The sequence below is a fragment of the Dactylosporangium sp. NPDC005555 genome (genome assembly GCF_040605635.1).
GTDB lineage: Bacteria > Actinomycetota > Actinomycetes > Mycobacteriales > Micromonosporaceae > Dactylosporangium.
In genome coordinates this window covers 137687-156757 of the sequence record NZ_JBEXDG010000017.1, presented here as the reverse complement: position 1 = coordinate 156757, position 19071 = coordinate 137687, and the positions used below count along the sequence as shown (strand labels likewise).

The following is a 19071-nucleotide window of genomic DNA, read 5'->3' as shown; positions in this document are numbered from 1 at the left end:
CCCTGTTCACGGCCTCGCCTCCGGCACCGCGATGGTGATGGCATCCGGCACGGCACGGGCCTTGAGCTTGCGGACCTTGCTGCGGGCCCCGCCGTCGAGCTCGAGGAGCACGGGTTCCGCGAACCGCACCTTGACCTTGTGCGCGCTCGCCACCCGCACGAACGGTGATCCGTCGGTACGGCCAAAGGCCATCCGGCCGAGGGTCCTGGCCCACTGCAGCGCACCTTGGGCCGTCGACACCCCCACTTCGAGCCGCCCGTCGAACGGACTCGCCTCGTCGAACGCCTCGATCCCCCCGGCAATGGTGCCGATGTTGCCCAGCAGCACACACGTCGCCGGCCCGCTGAACCACTCGGCGCCGTCGATCTCGACGCGGACCTCGACGGGTTCGTCGCGGACGTGGCGGACGGCGGTGCCGAAGTACGCGAGCTTCCCCGCCCTGCTCTTCATCCCCCTGTCCGCGTCGTCGATCATCGCCGCGTCGAACCCGGCACCCGCCATGACCGCGAAGTGCTCCCCGCCCACCTTCCCGAGGTCGAACCGCCGCCGCCGCCCTTCGAGCCCGATCCTGACCGCCTCCGCGATGTCCTGCGGAACGCCGAGCGAGGTGGCGAACAGGTTCGCCGTCCCGGCGGGCACGATCGCGAGGGTCACGCCGGACCCTGCGAGGGTGTCGACGCACCGCTGCACCATGCCGTCGCCACCCCACACGAACACGAGGTCCGCCCCCCGCTCGACCGCTTTGCGCAGCTGCTTCGGCGCCTTGCGGCTCTTGGGCACCTCGCGCCAGTCGGGGGTCTCGACGCCTGCCCTGGTCAGGACCCGGCGCAGTTCGTCGAGCCCTCCGCCGATGCTCTTCCCTGCGTGTGCGATGACAGCGACATTCACACCCGTCCCGATACCCAACGACGCCCCCCACCAAGCGCCACCCCGTCACGTGATCGAGCCGGCAGGACCGAAGATCACCGCCCGACCCGTGGTACTCCCCGGTCCAGCCATCGACACTGGCCTGTTTCCCATGATCCGGAAGACTTTGTGTCGCCAGAGAGCCTGTTGCGTTTTGGCGGAAAACTGTCTCGTCGACGGTCGTCGCGGCCCTCGACGGCTACCGATCGGCCGCGACCGGCTCGCACAGCCGTGTTTTTCTCAGCACGGAACGTGAGACGGCCATTTCGCAACAGGCTCCAGAGCAGCACAAACTCTTCCGGATCATCCAGAACCCCACTGAGGCCGCAGACGACGCAAGCGCTCACTCGCTCGGCCGAGGATCCGCGTGCGGCCCACCCCGCCACCTGCCGCCGGACAGCGCGGCGGACGTGACCCTCTCAGCCGCTTCCCATCAGCGCCGCCGCCTCCACATCCCAGCTGCCTTCCTTTGCCGCCACCTCGTCCTCATCGTGGTGCTCCGGATCCACGCGCACCCCGCGCCGCGCATACAGTTCGTTGAGCGCCATCAGCGCCGACGCCACTCACCGCCAGTGGCTTCCAACGCGGGGCGCCACGCAGCACGCCCGGCGACGGTGGGGCCAGCGCTCAACGTCGCCGTCCGCGGCGGATGGCACGCACCGTCGTGGCAGGCACAGCGGCACGATGGCACGGCGGCAGGGGTCAGGCGTCGCGGGCCTCCAGGGCGATGGCGGCGGCGAGCAGCGCGGCCGCTGCCCAGGCGGCGGTGACGCCCAGGCCTGCCCACGGCCCGATCGGCAGCTTGTCCAGCCCGGTGGTGGCCTGGACCGCGAGCCCCGCGGTCATCGGGCCGGCCTGCAGCAGGTGGCGCTCCCAGGTCGGGTCGGGCGCCGCGGCGGCGAGGACCGGGAACAGGAACAGCAGGGCGAGGACCACCCCGACGGCGGCCGCGGCGTTGCGCACGACGGCGGCGACGCCGACCGCGAGCAGGCCGATGAGCACCAGGTACACCACCGAGCCCCCGGCCGCCCGCACCACCGTCGACGTCGGGACCCCGGCGGGCAGGATGTGCCGGCCGGCGAGGGCGGCGACCGTGACCGCGACCACCGCGGCGGGCGCGACGGCGGCCGTGACGACGACGGCCTTGGCCGCGAGGATCCCCGTGCGTCGCGGCATCGCCGCCAGGGTGCCGTGGATCATGCCGGTGCCGTATTCGCCGCCGATGGCCAGGACGGCGAGGACCGCCACGACCGCCTGTCCGAGCTGGACACCGGTGAGTCCGGCCTTGGTCGGGTCGCCGCCGCAGACGGCGGTGGTGCAGGGCATGTTGAGCGCGACGACGAGACCGACGCCGACGGTCGCCGCGACGATCCCGATGACCAGCCACACCGTCTCGGGCGCGGTGCGCAGCTTCGTCCACTCCGCCCGCAGATAGCGCAGACCCTCCGCGGGCACCTCCCGCGCCCGCCCCGCCGGCCGCGGCCGCAGCCGCTCCTCCGATCGCGGCCGCACCCGCTCCTCCTGCGACAGTGGGTCGCGGGTCATACGTCCCTCCTGCGGAATCGGTACGCGGCGAAGGCGAGCCCGGCGCCGGCCCAGGCGAGCAGGACCGCGAACCCCGCCCACGGCTCGAGCGGGAAGAAGCCGTTGGCGGGCGTGTACAGGCCCTCCACCTGCGCGTACTGCGGCGTGGCCTGCTGCACGGCGAACGCGGCCGCCGGGGTGACCCGCAGCAGCCACGCGCCGGCGGAGACGGGCAGCACGGTCATGGCCAGCAGATACGGCACGACGGTCGCCACGATCGCGAGCGTCACGGCCGCCGTGCCTCGTCGCAGCAGCACACCGAACGCGAGCGCGAGCAGGGCCGCGACGGCGAGCAGCGCCCCGGTGCCGGCGACGATCCGCAGCTCGGTCGCCGGCGACACGGGATGGACGTAGACCCCGTTGCCACGGATGATGCCCGGTCCGACGGTGACGACGACGGCCGCCGCGACCACGCCCACGGCGAACGTGAAGGCGCCGAGCACGGTCGCCTTCGCTGCGAGCGCCGTCCCGCGGTGGGGCACCGCGGCGAGCGAGGTGCGGATCAGCCCGCGCCGGTATTCGCCGGTCATCGTCATCGCGCCGACCACGACGACGAACACGAGGCCGGCGAACGTGCCGACGAGCGTCTGACTGATCGTCGTGCCGAGCCCCGCGGCGCCCGCCACGGCGGGGGCGATGTCGCCCGAGCCGCTGACGGTGAAGCCGTCGCCGGTCTGCTCGGCCCCGGTCTCCTGCCCCGCGGCGGGTGCCCGGTCGCCGCCCGGCTCCTCACCGGCCGCCGTCGGGGGCGGGCCGCCGAGGGGACGGTCCTCGTCGGCCGGGCCGCCGACGCGTTCGGTCGTCCAGGTCGCGGGTGCCCAGCTGCCCGTCGTGGTCAGGTGGTCGAAACCGGCCGTGGCGAGGCTCGGCGCGCCGGCCGCACCGGCGGTGCCGTGACCCTCCACGTACATCGGTGACGTGACGAACAGGCCGACCTCCGCGGTCGCGGGCAGCCCGTCGAGGCGGACGGTCCCGACGCCGGTCCACGCGGTGCCGTCGGTGGACTCCAGGGCGGTGACCACGTCTCCGGCGCGGGTCAGCCGCAGCCATCGCGGTGCCGACGCGGTGACGGCGCCGGGTTTCCCGGCACGGTCGTGCACGTAGTCGTGCTGGAGCCGCACGCCGTGCGCGCCGGTGACCATGACCGCCGCATACGTGGAGCCCTGCTTCGTGCCGTCCTTGACGATCAGGCCGGCCTTCGCCCACGGCGCGGTCCCCGGCCGCTGACCCGTGCCGGTCAGCTCGGGCAGCTGCCCGGTCATCGACGCGACCCGCACGGTGACGCTGCCGTCGCCGGCGAGCGGCCGGTGCACGAACGTGAACACGTCGGTGACCTCCCCGCCCTCAGGCCCGACGGGCAGGGAGCAGCTGTCGTCGCAGGTGCCCCGCATGCCGGGGAACAGGCCGAACACCACGATCACCGCGGCGGCCGCGAGCATCCCGGCCGTCCAGCCGCGCACCGTCCTGAATTTCGTCCATTCCGCGTGTACGACCCGTGCGAAGCCGCTCATCGTGCCCCCTGCGACCCGGTCACCGCGCGGAACTCGACGGCGTCGCGGGTCAGCTCCAGATAGGCCTCCTCGAGGGTGGCGCGGTGCGAGGAGATCTCCGCGAACGGCACCCCGTGCGAGGTCAGCACCTGCACGACCGTCTCGGCGGGCAGCCCCGTGACGGTGAGCGTGCCCGTGTCGGTGCGGGTGACGGACGCGCCTTGCCCCTCCAGCACACCAGCGGCCGCATCGATCGAAGCAGCACCTGTGCGCAGCGTGACCCGCCCCGCGGCGGCGGTGCTGAGCAGCTCGGCGATGCCGGTGTCGGCGATGACCCTGCCGCGGCCGGCGATCACGACATGGCCGGCGGTGTCCTCCAGCTCGCCCATCAGGTGGCTGGAGACGAGGACGGCACGGCCTTCGGCGGCGAGCTCGCGCAGGTGACGGCGCATCCACACGATGCCTTCCGGATCCATGCCGTTGAACGGCTCGTCGAGCATCAGCGCCGGCGGGTCGCCGAGCATCGCGGCCGCGATCCCGAGGCGCTGGCGCATGCCGAGGGAGAACTTGCCGGCGGCTCGGCGCGCGACGGTCTGCAGGCCGGCCCGCTCCAGGACCTCGTCGACGCGGCGGCCGGGCAGTCCCTGCGAGTGCGCGAGCCACAGCAGATGGTCGCGTGCGGTGCGGCCCGGCTGGAGCGCGCCCGCGTCGAGCAGCGACCCGAGGTGGCACAGCGGGCGCGTGAGGCTGCGGTATGGGCGGCCGGCGACGAGCGCGGTGCCGGCGTCGGGCGCGTCGAGGCCGAGGATCACCCGCATCGTGGTGGACTTGCCGGCGCCGTTGGGCCCGACGAAGCCGGTGACCTGGCCGGGCGCGACCGCGAACGTCATCCCGTCGAGGGCGGTGTGCGAGCCGAAGCGTTTGCGCAGTCCGTTGACGACAATCATGGGTTCCGTTGTACGTGGGGCCCGGTGTCACCACGGTGACAGCGGCTGACACCTCACTGACACCTTCGGCCTGGCATGGTGGGGGCATGCGGGTGCTGGTGGTCGAAGACTTCGAGGTCCTGGCAAGGACGGTCGGGACGGGGCTGCGCCGTGAGGGCATGGCGGTCGACGTCGTCCTCGACGGTGCCGAGGCGCTCGACCGGCTCACCGTCAACCGGTATGACGTCGTCGTCCTCGACCGGGACCTGCCGGGTGTCCACGGCGACGAGGTGTGCCGGCGGATCGTCGCGGCGCGCACCAGCAGCCGGGTGCTGATGCTGACCGCGGCGAGCACCGTCAAGCAGCGCGTCGACGGTCTCGGCCTCGGCGCCGACGACTATCTGCCGAAGCCGTTCGACTTCGACGAGCTGGTGGCCCGCATCCGGGCGCTGGCGCGGCGCCCCGCCGAGGCGCTGCCGCCGATCTATGAGCTCGGCGACCTCACCGTCGACCCGTCCCGGCGGGTCGCGTCCCGGGGCGGGCGCCGCCTGGAGCTCAGCCCGAAGGAGTTCGGCGTCCTGGAGTGCCTCCTCGCCGCCGACGGCCGGCCCGTCTCCGCCGAGGACCTGCTGGAGCGGGTGTGGGACGAGGCGGCGGACCCGTTCACCACCGCGGTGAAGACGACGATCCGCCGGCTGCGCACCAAGCTCGGCGCGCCCGACCTCATACACACCGTCCGCGAGGCCGGCTACCGCATCGGTGCACGATGAGGCTCGGGAGCCGCCGCCGCGGCCTGCAGGTGCGGCTCACCGCGTTGTATGCCGTGCCGTTCGTGTTCGTCGTCATCTCGTCCATCGGCCTGTTCTCCTACGGGCAGTCCGCGACCGCGCCGGCGCTGCACGACAGCTACAACGACGCCCGCTACGGGCTGCCCGGCCCCGCCGCGCCCGACATCGCCGACGAGCGGCTGTTCCGCCTCTCCCTGATCGTCGTGGCGTTCGCCAGCATCATCGCGGTGATCGGCGGCTGGGTCACCGCCGGGCGGGTGCTGCGCCCGCTGCGCGCCATCATCGCCACGGCCCAGGACATCTCCGCCACGAGCCTGCACCGGCGGCTCGGCAAGACCGGCTCCGACGACGAGTTCACCGACCTCGCCGAGACCCTCGACAGCGTCTTCGAGCGCCTGGAGGCGGCGTTCGCGTCGCAGCGCCGCTTCGTCGCCAACGCGTCCCACGAGCTGCGGACCCCGCTCGCCGCGGAGCGGGCGCTGCTGCAGGTCGCGCTCGCCGACCCCGACGCCACCGTCGACGCCCTCCGCGAGGCGTGCCACGAGGTCCTCACCCTCGGCACCGCCCAGGAGCGCCTCGTCGACGCGCTGCTCACCCTCGCCAGCGGCGAGCAGGGCATCGAGCAGGACGAGCCCGTCGACCTCGCCGCCATCGCGACCGCCGCCGTCCGCCGCCGCTCCGGCGAGGCCAAGGTTCGCGGCGTCCGCGTCGACACCACCCTCTCCCCGTCCGTCGGCGCCGGCGACCCCCGCCTCGCGGAGAGCCTCGTGGCCAACCTCGTCGACAACGCCGTGCGGTACAACATCGACGGCGGCTGGATCGAGGTCACCACCTCCACCGTCGACGCCCTCTCCCCGCCGCCGGCACGGTCCTCCGCGTCGTCGAAGGACCGCGGCTCCTCGACGCGCGCCGCAGACCCGACGGCACCCGGCCCGGACCCGACGGCCCGGCCCGGAGACCCGGCGGGCCGGAGCGCCGGTCCGGCCATGCGGGGCGCGGCCCGGCTCACCGTGCGCAACACCGGCCCGGTCGTCCCGGAGGACGAGATCGGCCGGCTGCTGCAACCGTTCCAGCGCCTGGACGGCCAGCGGATCGGCCGCGCCGAGGGGCACGGCCTCGGCCTCGCGATCATCCATGCCATCGCCAACGCCCACGGCGCAGACCTGCGCGTGTTGTCCCGCCCCGAAGGAGGCCTCGACGTCACCATCGACTTCCGCCCGCTCCGCTGAGCCGGTCCAGCCAAACGCCACCTCCCAGCCGACCCATAACGTCGCTTTCGCCCGCCCCGCCAACCCGCCCGTCAACCCGCCACGCCGCCACGCCACGCCACGCCACCCGGCCACGCCACCCGGCCACGCCGCCCGGCCACGCTCCGCTGCTCCGCCGCCTGACTGCGCTGCTCCGCCGCCTGACTGCGCTGCTCTGCCGCATGGCTGCGCTGCCCCGCCAGCCGCGGTTGAGCTTCACGATGTGGAACTGGCTGTTCTCACCGCCCGGCCGCCCCCGCTGCGCTATCGCCCCGGTCCACTGCGCCGCCCCGCCGGGTTTCGTCCACTCCGCTGCGCTGCCCCGCCGGGTTTCGCCCGGTCCGCTGCGCCGCCCCGCCGGGTTTCGTCCGCTCCGCTGCGTCGCTGAGTTTTTTCCACCGCTGCGCCGCTGAGTTTGTCCGCTCCGACAGGCCACCCCCGCTGGGTTTTCCCGCTCGCCGAGGCATTCCGGCGACGTCCACCCAGCCCGCCTGGACCATCACAGCTTCCGCCGCTCCGCTGAACCGCTGCGACCGGCTCGCGCTCCCTCGGCTGAGTCATCCCGGCCGGTCCGAGGTCCGTTCGGCCGGTCCGAGGTCGGCCCGCACGGTCACCGATCATGAGAGCGGCCTGGCCCCGGTGCGGGCAACCGGCCGGACGATGACTCCACACGGTGGGGTCTCCAGCATCGGCCGTGGGGGCACGTCCGCCTTGGTGGTGTACGAGTGGCACCACAACGGCCGTGCGGCCCGTCGGTCTCGAGGTGGTCGTCGCTCTGCGTCTGTGGTGGGCGATCAGTGTGCGCAGGGGCTCGGGTCTGGCCGCGGCCGCTGGACTCGTGGGTGGTGGTGCGCTGGATGATGGGGATCTCGGCGGCGATGCGGGGACGGCGGGGGAATCCTCGACCGAGCGAACGAGTGCCTGCGTCGTCTGCGCGGCTTCAACGGGGTCTTTGATGATCCGGAAGAGTTTGTGCTGCTCTGGAGCCTGTTGCGTTTTGGCGGAAAACTGTCTCGTCGACGGTCGTCGCGACCCTCGACGGCTACCGATCGGCCGCGACCGGCTCGCACAGCCGTGTTTTTCTCAGCACGGAACGTGAGACGGCCATTTCGCAACAGGCTCTCTGGCGACAACAACTCTTCCGGATCACGGGGAAGTCGACGCGGCTGGTCCCTGCCGACCGGGCCCGGGCACGGCGGGGCTACCAACGCGGAACCGGGGCGGGTGGCAGGGCGTCGAAACGTGCGACGATGCGGCCGGAGGCGGGGGCGGACATGCGGCAGAGGCGATGGGTCTCGGTGGCGTTGGTGGTGGCGCTGGCCGGGTGCGGGGCGAGGAGCGCGACGGAGCCGCCGCCCGTCGGGGAGAGCGGTGACCGGTTGCGGCAGCAGGCGCGGGAGGCGTTGGAGCGGTACGACCAGGCGGTTGCCGCCGCCGGGGGCAGTCAGGGGATCGTCGTCGTCGGGGAGCGGATGGGGCAGGTCGGCGACTGGGAGGCCGGCAAGGAGCTGTACAAGGAGTCCCTGAACGCCGGGAAGGTCAAGGCCGCCGGGGTCCTGCCCAAGGCGCCGCAGCCGGGCGGCGAGGTCGTGTGGGACGGCGGCGGCAGTCGTACCGTGGCGATCATCGGGGCTGCGGAGGCGCTCGAAGAGCTCGTCAAGGGTGGGGCGGGCAGCTGCGCGGAGTGCGGGACGATCGAGGTGACCGGGGCGCGGCTCGGCACGGCGAAGATCCAGACGGCGCGGGGTGCGGCGACGGCGCCGGCGTGGGAGTTCACCGTCGAGGGGTCGGCGGTGCTGGTGACGCGGGTGGCGTTCGCGGTGTCGGCGGGGGTCACGGTGGTGCCGCCGCCGTGGAATGCCAGCAACCCGCCCCGCGGGCTGCGGATCGACAGTGCGACGGTCAACGGCACGACGCTGACGGCGCAGTTCGTCGGGGCGCCCAACCCCGCGACCGGGCCGTGCGGAATCGACTACACGGCGGAGGCCGTCGAGTCGGCGAACGCGGTCGTCGTCATCATCCTGGAGCACCGCTACTCCGACCACGAGAGCTGCACCGCCATCGGCGGGTCACGCACCGCGACGGTGGAGCTGCGGGCGCCACTCGGTGACCGGGCGGTCCTGGAGGTGCAGCAAGGCATGCCGGTGACGGTTGGATAATGGAGCCGTGCCTTTACGGAAACTGGGGTTCCTGACGATCGGGCTGTTCGACGAGGCGGACCCGCGACGAGGTCACGAGTCGACGCTCGAGGTGATCCAGCTCGGTGAGCGGCTCGGGTTCGACAGCGCGTGGGTGCGGCACCGGCACCTGCAGTTCGGGATCTCGTCGCCGGTGGCGGTGCTCGCGGCGGCGACGCAGCGGACCAGCCGCATCGAGCTCGGCACCGCCGTCATCCCGCTCGGCTGGGAGAATCCGCTGCGGCTCGCCGAGGACCTGGCCACCGTCGACATCCTGTCCGGCGGGCGGCTCAACCCCGGGGTGAGCGTCGGGCCGCCGATGCACTACGACCGGGTGAAGGAGGCGCTGTATCCGGACACCGCCGACGCCGAGGATTTCGGTTACGAGCGGGTCCGCCGGCTCGTGGAGCTCGTCCGCGGCAAACGCGTCGCCGAGGCCGGCACGGAAGGGTTCGAGGCCTTCTCCGACCGTGTGCAGCCACACTCCCCCGGTCTCGGCCGGCGGATGTGGTACGGCGGAGGCAGCCTCGCATCGGCACGCTGGGCGGGTGAGCACGGCATGAACTTCCTGACGAGCAGCGTGGTCAAGGCGGAGGAGAGCGAGGACTTCGCCGAGATCCAGCGCTCCCACATCCGCGCGTTCCGCGCCCGTCACCCCGACGGCGACCAGGCCCGCGTCTCGCAGGGACTCGTCGTCATCCCGACGGACTCCGCGACGCCTTCGCAGCGCCGGCGGTATGAGGCGTACGCGGAGCAGCGCACCCCGCGCACGGCCACCCCGCAGGGCCCGGCGCGGATGATGTTCGCCCGGGACCTGGTCGGCCCGTCGGAGCGGATCGCGGAGCAGCTGCACGCGCACGCCGGGTACCAGGAGGTCGACGAGGTCGCGTTCGCGCTGCCGTTCACGTTCGAGCATGACGACTACGTGCAGATCCTCACCGACATCGCGACGCACCTCGGCCCGAAACTCGGCTGGCGGCGGAATGTCGATCCGGGGGCGGCGACTTCGTATAGCGGGTGACAGGGCCGGCACCAGCGCCGGCCCGGAGCACCCGGAGGTGGGCCCGACATGCGCAAGCTCAACGTCATCGAGTTCCTGACCCTGGACGGGGTCATGCAGGGCCTGGGGTCGCCGGACGAGGACCGCGACGGCGGGTTCGAGCACGGCGGCTGGAGCGCGCCGTACTTCGACGACCGCCAGGCCGCCGCGGCCGCCGAAGGCCTGGCGTCGACGACCGCGTACCTGTTCGGGCGCCGCACGTACGAGAAGATGGCCGCGTTCTGGCCCACCCAGCCGGACGGCAATCCCATGGCGGCGCACCTGAACGCGACCGCGAAGCACGTCGCGACCCGCACGCCGCAGCACCTGACCTGGCGCAACGCCCAGGTCCTCGACGGTCCGCTGGCTCCCGCGGTACGAAAGGTGAAAGGCGAAGGTGAGGGCACCATCGCGGTCCTCGGCAGCGGTGTCCTCGTGCAGGACCTGATCGCCGAGGACCTCGTCGACGGCTACCGGCTGTTCCTGCATCCGCTGCTGCTCGGCACCGGCAAGCGCCTGTTCCGCGGCGCCCCCGTCCCGCGGCGCCTGGAGCTCGTCGACTGCACCCCGACCAGCACCGGCGTCGTCATGCTGTCCTACGAGGTCGTCCCGCGCTAGACCACGTGTTTGCGGGCGGTGTCACGGGCGCGTGACACCGCCGGCATCCGGGACCGCAGCAGCCACGAATCGGTGTGGCAGTGCCGGCACGCACGGACGGCGCCGACCGGGACACCGGTGTCGCCGCGCACGTATTCGAGCCTGTGCAGGTCCGCGAGCGGTTGCCCGCACCGGCGGCAGTCGCCCTCATCGGTGCCGACCGTCGTGTAGGCGATGTGCTGGGTGGTGTACCGCACGGTCGAATACGCCTTCTCGTCGCCCACGCGCAGGGTGGGGTTGCGCGGTGCGCCCGCGTAGGGGCCGGTGTCGGCGTGGGAGACGGCGCCCGCCACCCCGCCGAAGATCCGGAACCGGCGGCGCAGCCACGCCATGAGATCCGATCGGCGCTCCGTGCCGCTCACGCCGCGTCCGCCGGCAGCAGCGCGCCGATGACACCGGCGGCAGCGCCCGACACGTCCGTGGCCGGGTCGGCGGCGTGCAGGAGGGCGAGCCCGCCGCCGAGCGCGCCCCACGCGACGACGAACTGCGCGAGGGGCACCGCGGGCCGGATGCCGAGCCGCCGGCAGTGCCGGTCGAGCTCGGCGGCCACGGTCTCGTCGACGTGGCGCTGGGTGGCGGCGATGCCGGACCGCCCGGCGACCGCGGCGAGATGCTCGGCCGACACCACCGCCCATCTGGTCGCTGTCTCGTCGGCGACGAACCGGGCCGGGTTGAGCACGTCGATCAGCTCGGCACGGCTGCCGGCCCGGTCGAGGGCCGCGCACAGCACGGTCCAGCCGGCTGGACCGGGTGTGCCCGAGCGCGGTGGTGTCGACGTGGACTCGGTGGTCTGCTCGACCCTGGCACGCCCCCGCACCCGACGCGGCCGTGCCTACCTGGCCGTCGTCGGCCGCGTCCACCCCCTGGTCGCGCGGACGATGCCCACCCGCGCCCCGCACGCCGCCCCTCCGCTGGCAGCCTAGGGCGTGACCTGGGACATGATGGCGAGGAGACCGCCGTCAGGGTCGGTGAAGAACGCCATCCACTCCTCCACCCCGTCGCCGTGCCGGTGGATCATGTGGGGCTCGCCGGAGAAGGTGACGCCGCGGCCGGTCAGCTCGGCGTGGGCCGCGTGGATGTCCGGGACCCGGAAGTAGATGATCGACTGGGCGGCGACCGTCCCGCCACCCTCCGGCCGGCTCAGGAACAGCCGCGTGCCGTCGCAGTCGAAGAACGCCAGGTCGCCGTACGTGTACAGGTGCGGCAGGCCGAGCACGCCGCCGTAGAAGTCGACGGCTCGACCGATGTCACTCACGTGCCGGGCGATCTGCCCGACCCCACCCAGCCGGAACGCTGCATCCACCATGACCCGACCATAGGCCCGCCACGCCCCGGCGGACCACGGCCGGAAGGCCGGTCATCAGCGCGCCACCAACCGGCCGGAAGAACGACCGAGGCGGCCGGAAGAACGACCGCGTCCAAGGAAGACCGACCGCGTCCAAGGAAGACCGACCGCGCCCAAGAAAAGACCGGACCCGGCCGGAAGGAAGCCCGAACCCGAACGGAAGAACGACCGGACCCGGGCGGAAGCCGAAGGCCGGACCCGGGCGGAAGAACGACCGGACCCGAGCGGAAGCCGAAACCGAAGCCCGACCTTGGCGGAAGAACGAGCGGACCTCACTCCCGCACCGAGGACAGCCGTCCGGGTGGCGTCCGCAGCACGAGCGCCGCCGGCACCAGGCTCGCCACGAGCGTGATCAGTACACACCCGGCGGCGATCACCGCGATCGGCGTCCACGGCACCACGATCCGCGGGTCGGCGACGAGCCCGGCGAGCCCGGCCCGCAGCCCGGCCAGCATGCCCGCCGTGACGCCGCCGGCGAGGACCAACCCCGTGCAGCCGAGCAGCAGCGCCTCCGCCCCGATCATCGTGAGGACCTGCCGTGGTGTGCCGCCGCCGAGGCGCAGCACGGCGAGGTCCCGCACCCGCCCGCTGGTCGCCATGACCAGGGTGTTCGCGATCGCGATCGACGTGTAGACGAGGGCCATCCCGAGGACCGCGACGAGTGCCAGCCGGTTCATCCGCCGCTGCTGCGCGTTCAGTGTGCGGAAGTACTCGGCGGCGGTCACCACCCGCGCGTCGCCCGGCGTGGAATCCCAGAGGTAGACCGCGTCGGCGCCGGTGCGGGGAGCGTGCGCGGACCGCAGCTCCCACGGCAGCAGGACCGTCTGGTCGAGGTCGATCGACGGGGACAGGACCGCCACGACCCGCAGCCGCACCTCGGTCGCGTCGTCCAGCCACAGTGTCGCCGTCCCGCCCGTCCGCCAGCCCGCGGACCGGGCGATCCCCGCCCCCACCACGACGGTGCCGGTGCCCGCGAGGTCGGTGACCGAGCCGGACGTCACCGGCAGCCGCAGTGCGCGTTCGACGCCGCTGCCGGTGTACGTGGCGGCGAACTCCTCCGCGTAGTCGTCGGTCCGCACGTACACCACGGACTGCGCGACCGGGACACCGCCGCCGAACGAGGGGATCCCCGCGGAACCCGGTGGCAGGGCGACGGCGGGTGCGGTGACGCGGGCGGCCGACGCGCGTTCCTCGGCGTCCCACAGCGTCGCGGTCGCCGCGAACGTCGCCGCCGCGATCCCGACGGTGACGAGGATCGGCGCGACCGTCGACGCGGTCCGCCGCACCGCGCTGCGGGCGTTGTCCCGGGCGAGCCCACCCGCGACACCGGGCAGCAGCAGCCCGGCGAGCCACGCGAGCCGCGGCGCGAACACCGGCGCCAGCAGCGCGATCCCGGTGATGGCGAGCTGCGCGTCGACGAGGACGAGCGCGACCGCCTCGGCACCGAGCCCGGGGATGAGGACGAGGACGACGGCGGCCCCGCCGAGGAACAGGATCCCGAAGATCCAGCGTCCGGCGGTCATGACCCGCCGTTCCGCGGCCGCCTCCCGCAACGCCTCGATCGGCCGGACCTTCCCGGCGCGGCGGGCGGCGACGGCGGCCCCGATCAGCGCGACGAGCAGGCTGAGCCCGAACGCGGCGAGCAGCGGCCACAGGATGAACCGGGCGGTGAAGCCGGGCGGCGCGAACCCGGACCGGGCGAGCCACGCCGCGAACGGCGGCGCGACGAGGGTCCCCGCGAAGCACCCGGCGAGGCCCGCGACGACGCCGACGATGAGGGACTCGCCGAGGACGAGGCGGCGCACCTGCCGCGGGGTGGCGCCGGCGGCGCGCAGCAGCGCCAGCTCCTGCCGGCGTTGCACGACGGCGAACGCGAACGTGCCGGCGACGACGAAGACGGACACGAACACGGCGACGCCGGCAGTGGTGCCGAGCAGCGACGCGGCCACGGCCAGGAGGTCGGCGTCCGGGTCGGGTTCGGCGCTCGCGCGGCGGTCGCCGGTGAGGACCGCCGGGCCGGTGCCGACGACCTCGCGGACCCGCTCGGCGGTGACGCCGCTGACGGCGATCGCGTCGATCCGCCCGCCGGCGAGCGCGGCCGCGGCGGCGTCGGTGAGGTAGGCCGCGGGTGGTCCGTCGACGATCCCGGCGACCGTCCATGTGCGGCGGCCCAGCGGGGTCGACGCCTCGACCCGGTCGCCCGGGCGGTGGCTCGTGGGGGCGGTGAGCACGACCTGGTCGCCGGTCTGCGGCGGTTCGCCGCCGAGGATGGTGAAGGGGTGCAGCCCCGCGCTCGACCACGGGTGCACGTCCAGTGCGGCACCGTCGATGTCGGCTGGGACGGACCGGTCGACGACGACGGTCGCGCCCGGCAGCGCGGCGAGCCGCCCTGCGGCGCCCTCCGGCAGCTGCTGCGGCCGGCGCGTGCGTTGCGTCGACGTCGAGTGGACCCCGTCGCCCTCGTCGACGGTGACGGTGACGGTGACGGTCTGGTTGCCGGTGACGACGACGTCCGGCAGCGTGAACCACTGCGGCTGCCGCCCGTCGGACACCGTCGACGCGATCGTCAGTCCCGTGGTCGCGAGCAGGCACGCGCCCAGCGCCAGGGCGATGAACACCCCGGCGAACGAGGCCCACCGCGCCCGCAGCGTCTGCCCGGCGATGCTCAGCACGGCGTGTCCCCCGGCCCGGTCGCGGGCGACGCCGCGAAGGGTTCGCGGGCGACGACCGTCCGAGCGGTCGACGCGGAAGGTCCGGCGGCGGGGACCCGGGTCCGGAGTGTCCGCCCGGCGATGCTCAGCACGACGCCGTCTCCAGTTCGGTCATGCGGGCGGCGACCGCCTGCGGGGTCGGCCGGTGCAGTTCGCCGGCGACGCGGCCGTCGGCGAGGAACACGACCCGGTCGGCGTGCGAGGCGGCGACCGGGTCGTGGGTGACCATGACGACGGTCTGCCGGGTGTGACCGTCCACCATGGACCGCAGCAGCCGCAGCACCTCCCGACCGGTCGCGGAGTCCAGCGCGCCGGTCGGTTCGTCGGCGAACAGCACCGCGGGCCGGGTGACGAGGGCTCGGGCGATCGCGACCCGCTGCTGCTGCCCGCCGGACAGCTCCGCCGGCCGGTGCCGGCCGCGGCCGCCGAGCCCGACGGCGTCGAGGACGGCGCGCACGTCGGCCCGGGACGGGCGGCGCCCGGCGAGGCGCAGCGGCAGCGCCACGTTCTGCTCCGCGGTCAGCGACGACAGCAGGTTGAACGCCTGGAACACGAAGCCGATCCGGTCGCGGCGCAGCAGCGTCAGCCCGGTCTCCGACAGCGTCGACAGGTCCGTGCCGGCGACGGTGACGGTGCCGCCGGTGGGGGTGTCGAGGCCGGCCGCGCACTGCAGGAGCGTGCTCTTGCCGGAGCCCGACGGGCCCATCACCGCCGTGAACGTGCCGGCCGCGAACCCGAGCGTGACCTCGTGCAGCGCGGTGACCGCACCGTCGCCCCGGCCGAAACGCCGGTGCACCTTGTCGAGGATGACGACATCCGTGTCCATGCCGTCGATTCCACCCGTTCCGCGGGGGCCGGCACACGCCCGTACACCGGCGGATCCGGGGTATGGCAGACCCCACCACAAACCTTCTGGCTGGCCCGACACCATGATCCGCTACGATCGGCGCCTTCGATGTGGAGGTGACAGCATGACCACGATGGCGGATCGGGTTGTGGTGGCGTTCACCGGTGAGGGCGACGGCGTCGCCGGCCTTTCGTGGGGGCAGCAGGACATCTGGCAGGCGATGGTGCGCCAGAAGTCGTGGCTGCCGAACGGCGCGTGGGGGCCGCTGCCCGAGGGCACGACCGTCGACGACGTCGCCGAGCAGCTGCGGTACATGATGAGCCGCTTCCCGACGGCGCGGACCAGGCTGCGGTTCGACGAGGACGGGCGGCCGAGCCAGGTCGTCGCGGCGTCCGGCGAGATCACCCTCGACATCGTCGACTCGGGCCCGCAGGACCCGGCTGCCGTCGCGGAGTCGGAACGGCTGCGGCTGCAGGACGCCGAGTACGACTTCGCCGAGGACTGGCCCGTCCGGATGGCCGCGATCCGGTCCGGCGGCGTGCTCACGCATCTCGTCGTCGTCATGTGCCACCTGGTGGCCGACGGCTTCGGCACCGGGGTCATGCTGGAGGACCTCGCGACCAGGGTCGAGACGCCGATCCCGCAGCTGCAGCCCCTGGAGCAGGCCCGGTGGCAGGCGTCGCCGTCCGGCCAGCGGCAGAACACCCTCGCGCTGCGGCACTGGGACGGCATCCTGCGCGGGATGGCGCCGCGCCGCTTCCCCGACACCGCCGAGAAGCCCGAGCCGCGGCACTGGCGGGGCGAGTTCACGTCGCACGCCCTCGCGCCCGCGCTGCGGGCCGTGACCGAGCGGACCGGGGTCGCGTCGGCGCCGGCGCTCCTCGCCGTGTTCGCGGTCGCGCTCGCCCGGGTCACGAAGGTCAACCCGGTGGTGCTGCGGCCGATGGTCAACAACCGGTTCCGGCCCGGGCTGGACCGCGTCGTGTGCATGCTCGCCCAGTACGGCCTATGCCAGCTCGACGTCGCCGGGGTGTCGTTCGCGGAGGTCCTGGACCGGGCGCGGCGCGGCGCGCTCACCACGTACAAGCATGCCTACTACCACCCGGTGGAACTCGACGACCTGATCCGCCGGGTCGTCGAGGAGCGCGGCGCGGACCTCGAGCTGCCCTGCTACTTCAACGACCGCCGCACCGACACCGCGAGTGCTCCGGCTGAGCGGGACGAGCTCCAGGACCTGGTGTCGCGCGCGGTGTTCGAGTGGACGACCCGGCAGGACGTGCCGTTCGAGCCGCTGATCGTGCACATCGACGACCTCCCGGACGACACGGTGCGGGCGATCATCTTCATGGACACGCACGTGGTCTCCCCCGCCGACGGCGAGGCGCTGCTGCGGGGCATGGAGGCCGTCGCCGTCGAGGCCGCCCTGGATCCGGACGCCCCGACAGGCGTGTGAATCCGCCCCTGCCGGGCCCTTTCGGGGTCTACGATCTCATTTGTCCGGTATGAGATCAGCTCCCGGATTTGACGTGTTCGGGGGTATGCATGGTCGTTTTGACGTCCGGTCGGCGGGTCCTGGTGGTGGCGGCCGCGGCCGCGGCCCTGGTGGGCGGGTCGGCGAACGGGGCCGGCGCCAGCCCCGGCCACTACGCGGTGGCGACCTGGTCGATGAACGAGGGCCCCGGCGCCCGCACGATGATCGACAGCAGCGGCAACGGCCTGAACGGATCGATCGGCAACGAGGTCGTCACCGACGTGGGTGTCCGCGGCGCGACCGGATACCGCTTCACCCGCCTCCAGCCGGACCGGCCGCCGACGCACCCGCGGCACCTGGTGACCGTCCCGGACAGCTCCGCCCTCGACCCGGGCAGCCGCGACTACGCCGTGACCATGCGGATCCGCACCACCTACCAGTTCGGCAACATCATCCAGAAGGGCCAGGCGACGGCCTCGGGCGGGAACTTCAAGTTCCAGATCCCCAACGGCATCGTGCAGTGCCTGTTCCGCGGCTCCAACGGCACGATCATCGTGCAGGCGTCCCGCCGGATCAACGACGGCTGGTGGCACGTCGTGCGCTGTGAGCGGACCGGCTCCGGGGTGAGCCTGGAGATCGACGGCCGCACGGTCGCCCGCCGCGGCGGCTGGACCGGCCCGATCTCCAACGCCTGGCCCCTGTCGATCGGCGGCAAGACCGAATGCGACCAGCGCGACGTCGGCTGCGACTACTACGCCGGCGACATCGACTGGGTCGAGATCGAGGCCCGCTGACCCGGCCCGGCACACCAGTGCGGGATGCTCGCCGGCGGCGTGCCGACGAGCACCCTCGCACCGACCAGCGGCACGTCCTGCGTCCCGGCACATCAATGCAGGACGCTCGCCGGCGGCGTGCCGACGAGCACCCTCGCACCGACCAGCGGCACGTCCTGCGTCCCGGCACATCAGTGCAGGACGCTCGCCGGCGGCGTGCCGACGAGGACCCCCGCGCCGATCAGCGGCGCGTCCTGCGTCCCGGCACATCAGTGCAGGACGCTCGCCGGCGGCGTGCCGACGAGCACCCTCGCACCGATCAGCGGCGCGTCTTCCGTTGCCGCCGGGTGCACCCGCACCGCCTGATACGTCAGGCGTTCCGCCAGCGCCGCCCGCAGCGGTGGCCACAGTCCGGCCCGCCGGGCCGCGATCGCCCCACCGATCGCGACGGCCTCCAGCCCGGCCGCCAGGGCGAAGTTGGCGACACCCGCGGCCAGGCGTTGCGCATACACCTGCCAGAACCCCTGATCGTCGACCTCCTCCAGCCCGCGCCCGAGCCGGCGGCGCAGCTCAGCCCCGCCGAGCAGCGTCTCCAGGCAGCCGGTCTGACCGCACCCGCACCGCCGGTCGTTGCCCTCGACGAGCTGATGACCGGCCTCGGTGGTGACCGCCACGAAATGCCCGCCGACGCCGAGCCGCAGCGCCGCACCGACGCCGGTCGACAGGGTCAGATACCCGCACCGGTCGACACCGCGGAGACTGCCGTGCGCGTGCTCGCCTAGGAGCCCGCAGGTCGCGTCGTGCGCGACCCGCACCTGGCACCCGAGCATCCTTTCGAGGTCCCCGCGCAGCGCCCGCCCTTCGTGCCCGCGCAGATGCAACGAAACCCGGACGTCCCCGTCCGCGGTGACCCGCCCACCGAACGACACCCCGACGGCGGCGGGTCTCGCCGGAAGCGCGTCGCGGAGCAGGGCGAGCTGCCGGTCGTAGTCCGGGTCGGTCGGAAACCGCACCACCGCCCCGTCCTCGCCCATCACCCTGGTCCGGCTCCCGCCGATGTCAACCGCCGCGACCCCGCCCGAGCCGATGCTCACGCCGCAGCCACCCCCT

18 protein-coding genes are annotated in these 19071 nt (G+C 73.5%); 7 read left to right on the top strand and 11 right to left on the bottom strand.

From position 1 onward, the window contains the following. Nucleotides 1-6: 6 nt before the first annotated feature. The 5 genes from ABZS58_RS21310 to ABZS58_RS21290 all read right to left on the bottom strand — a co-directional run bounded on the left by ABZS58_RS21310 (nt 7) and on the right by ABZS58_RS21290 (nt 4927). Nucleotides 7-888, bottom strand: coding sequence for a diacylglycerol kinase family protein (locus ABZS58_RS21310; protein ID WP_354783944.1), 882 nt, complete (start codon nt 886-888; stop codon nt 7-9). Between the two features lie 437 nt (nt 889-1325). Then, a complete protein-coding gene (locus tag ABZS58_RS21305) occupies nt 1326-1454 on the bottom strand; it encodes a hypothetical protein (protein ID WP_354783942.1) in 129 nt (42 codons plus the stop codon). A gap of 154 nt (nt 1455-1608) precedes the next feature. Further along, nucleotides 1609-2451: an ABC transporter permease gene (locus ABZS58_RS21300; protein WP_354783940.1), complete on the bottom strand. Its 843-nt coding sequence runs from the start codon at nt 2449-2451 to the stop codon at nt 1609-1611. Beyond that, on the bottom strand, nt 2448-4001 hold the full coding sequence (locus tag ABZS58_RS21295; protein ID WP_354783938.1) for an ABC transporter permease subunit: 1554 nt from the start codon (nt 3999-4001) through the stop codon (nt 2448-2450). Before ABZS58_RS21295 ends, ABZS58_RS21300 begins: the two co-directional genes overlap by 4 nt. After that, on the bottom strand, nt 3998-4927 hold the full coding sequence (locus tag ABZS58_RS21290) for an ATP-binding cassette domain-containing protein (RefSeq protein ID WP_354783936.1): 930 nt from the start codon (nt 4925-4927) through the stop codon (nt 3998-4000). The genes ABZS58_RS21295 and ABZS58_RS21290 overlap by 4 nt, the downstream gene beginning before the upstream one ends. Before the next feature lie 86 nt (nt 4928-5013). Between ABZS58_RS21290 and ABZS58_RS21285 the strand changes: the two genes are divergently transcribed. The 5 genes from ABZS58_RS21285 (at nt 5014) to ABZS58_RS21265 (ending at nt 10775) form a co-directional block, all read left to right on the top strand. Next, nucleotides 5014-5676 (top strand): response regulator transcription factor, encoded by a 663-nt coding sequence (locus tag ABZS58_RS21285; RefSeq protein WP_354783934.1) that lies wholly within the window; start codon nt 5014-5016, stop codon nt 5674-5676. Continuing rightward, the gene (locus ABZS58_RS21280; protein WP_354783932.1) at nt 5673-6923 is read left to right on the top strand and encodes a HAMP domain-containing sensor histidine kinase; all 1251 of its coding nucleotides are present in this window, start codon (nt 5673-5675) and stop codon (nt 6921-6923) included. The genes ABZS58_RS21285 and ABZS58_RS21280 overlap by 4 nt, the downstream gene beginning before the upstream one ends. A gap of 1292 nt (nt 6924-8215) precedes the next feature. Continuing rightward, nucleotides 8216-9100: a hypothetical protein gene (locus ABZS58_RS21275; protein ID WP_354783930.1), complete on the top strand. Its 885-nt coding sequence runs from the start codon at nt 8216-8218 to the stop codon at nt 9098-9100. A 7-nt stretch (nt 9101-9107) separates the two neighbouring features. Further along, the gene (locus ABZS58_RS21270; RefSeq protein ID WP_354783928.1) at nt 9108-10139 is read left to right on the top strand and encodes an LLM class flavin-dependent oxidoreductase; all 1032 of its coding nucleotides are present in this window, start codon (nt 9108-9110) and stop codon (nt 10137-10139) included. A 48-nt stretch (nt 10140-10187) separates the two neighbouring features. Further along, nucleotides 10188-10775 carry a dihydrofolate reductase family protein gene (locus ABZS58_RS21265; protein ID WP_354783926.1) on the top strand — a complete coding sequence of 196 codons (588 nt, stop codon included), beginning with the start codon at nt 10188-10190 and terminating at the stop codon, nt 10773-10775. Here the strand turns inward: ABZS58_RS21265 and ABZS58_RS21260 are convergent. The 5 genes from ABZS58_RS21260 to ABZS58_RS21240 form a co-directional block, all read right to left on the bottom strand. Continuing rightward, nucleotides 10772-11176: a hypothetical protein gene (locus ABZS58_RS21260; protein ID WP_354783924.1), complete on the bottom strand. Its 405-nt coding sequence runs from the start codon at nt 11174-11176 to the stop codon at nt 10772-10774. The two genes, ABZS58_RS21265 and ABZS58_RS21260, sit on opposite strands and share 4 nt — an antisense overlap. Continuing rightward, on the bottom strand, nt 11173-11631 hold the full coding sequence (locus ABZS58_RS21255; protein WP_354783922.1) for a hypothetical protein: 459 nt from the start codon (nt 11629-11631) through the stop codon (nt 11173-11175). Before ABZS58_RS21255 ends, ABZS58_RS21260 begins: the two co-directional genes overlap by 4 nt. Before the next feature lie 102 nt (nt 11632-11733). Continuing rightward, the gene (locus ABZS58_RS21250) at nt 11734-12120 is read right to left on the bottom strand and encodes a VOC family protein (protein ID WP_354783920.1); all 387 of its coding nucleotides are present in this window, start codon (nt 12118-12120) and stop codon (nt 11734-11736) included. Between the two features lie 311 nt (nt 12121-12431). Continuing rightward, nucleotides 12432-14831 carry an ABC transporter permease gene (locus tag ABZS58_RS21245; RefSeq protein ID WP_354783918.1) on the bottom strand — a complete coding sequence of 800 codons (2400 nt, stop codon included), beginning with the start codon at nt 14829-14831 and terminating at the stop codon, nt 12432-12434. Nucleotides 14832-14955: 124 nt separating this feature from the next. Continuing rightward, nucleotides 14956-15696: an ABC transporter ATP-binding protein gene (locus ABZS58_RS21240; protein ID WP_354783916.1), complete on the bottom strand. Its 741-nt coding sequence runs from the start codon at nt 15694-15696 to the stop codon at nt 14956-14958. Between the two features lie 145 nt (nt 15697-15841). Between ABZS58_RS21240 and ABZS58_RS21235 the strand changes: the two genes are divergently transcribed. Next, nucleotides 15842-17170: a condensation domain-containing protein gene (locus ABZS58_RS21235; protein ID WP_354783914.1), complete on the top strand. Its 1329-nt coding sequence runs from the start codon at nt 15842-15844 to the stop codon at nt 17168-17170. Nucleotides 17171-17259: 89 nt separating this feature from the next. After that, the gene (locus ABZS58_RS21230; RefSeq protein ID WP_354783912.1) at nt 17260-17982 is read left to right on the top strand and encodes a laminin G domain-containing protein; all 723 of its coding nucleotides are present in this window, start codon (nt 17260-17262) and stop codon (nt 17980-17982) included. A 248-nt stretch (nt 17983-18230) separates the two neighbouring features. Here ABZS58_RS21230 and ABZS58_RS21225 read toward each other — a convergent pair whose 3' ends face one another. After that, complete coding sequence (locus tag ABZS58_RS21225; RefSeq protein WP_354783910.1) at nt 18231-19055, bottom strand: ROK family protein; 825 nt, start codon at nt 19053-19055, stop codon at nt 18231-18233. Nucleotides 19056-19071 lie beyond the last annotated feature (16 nt).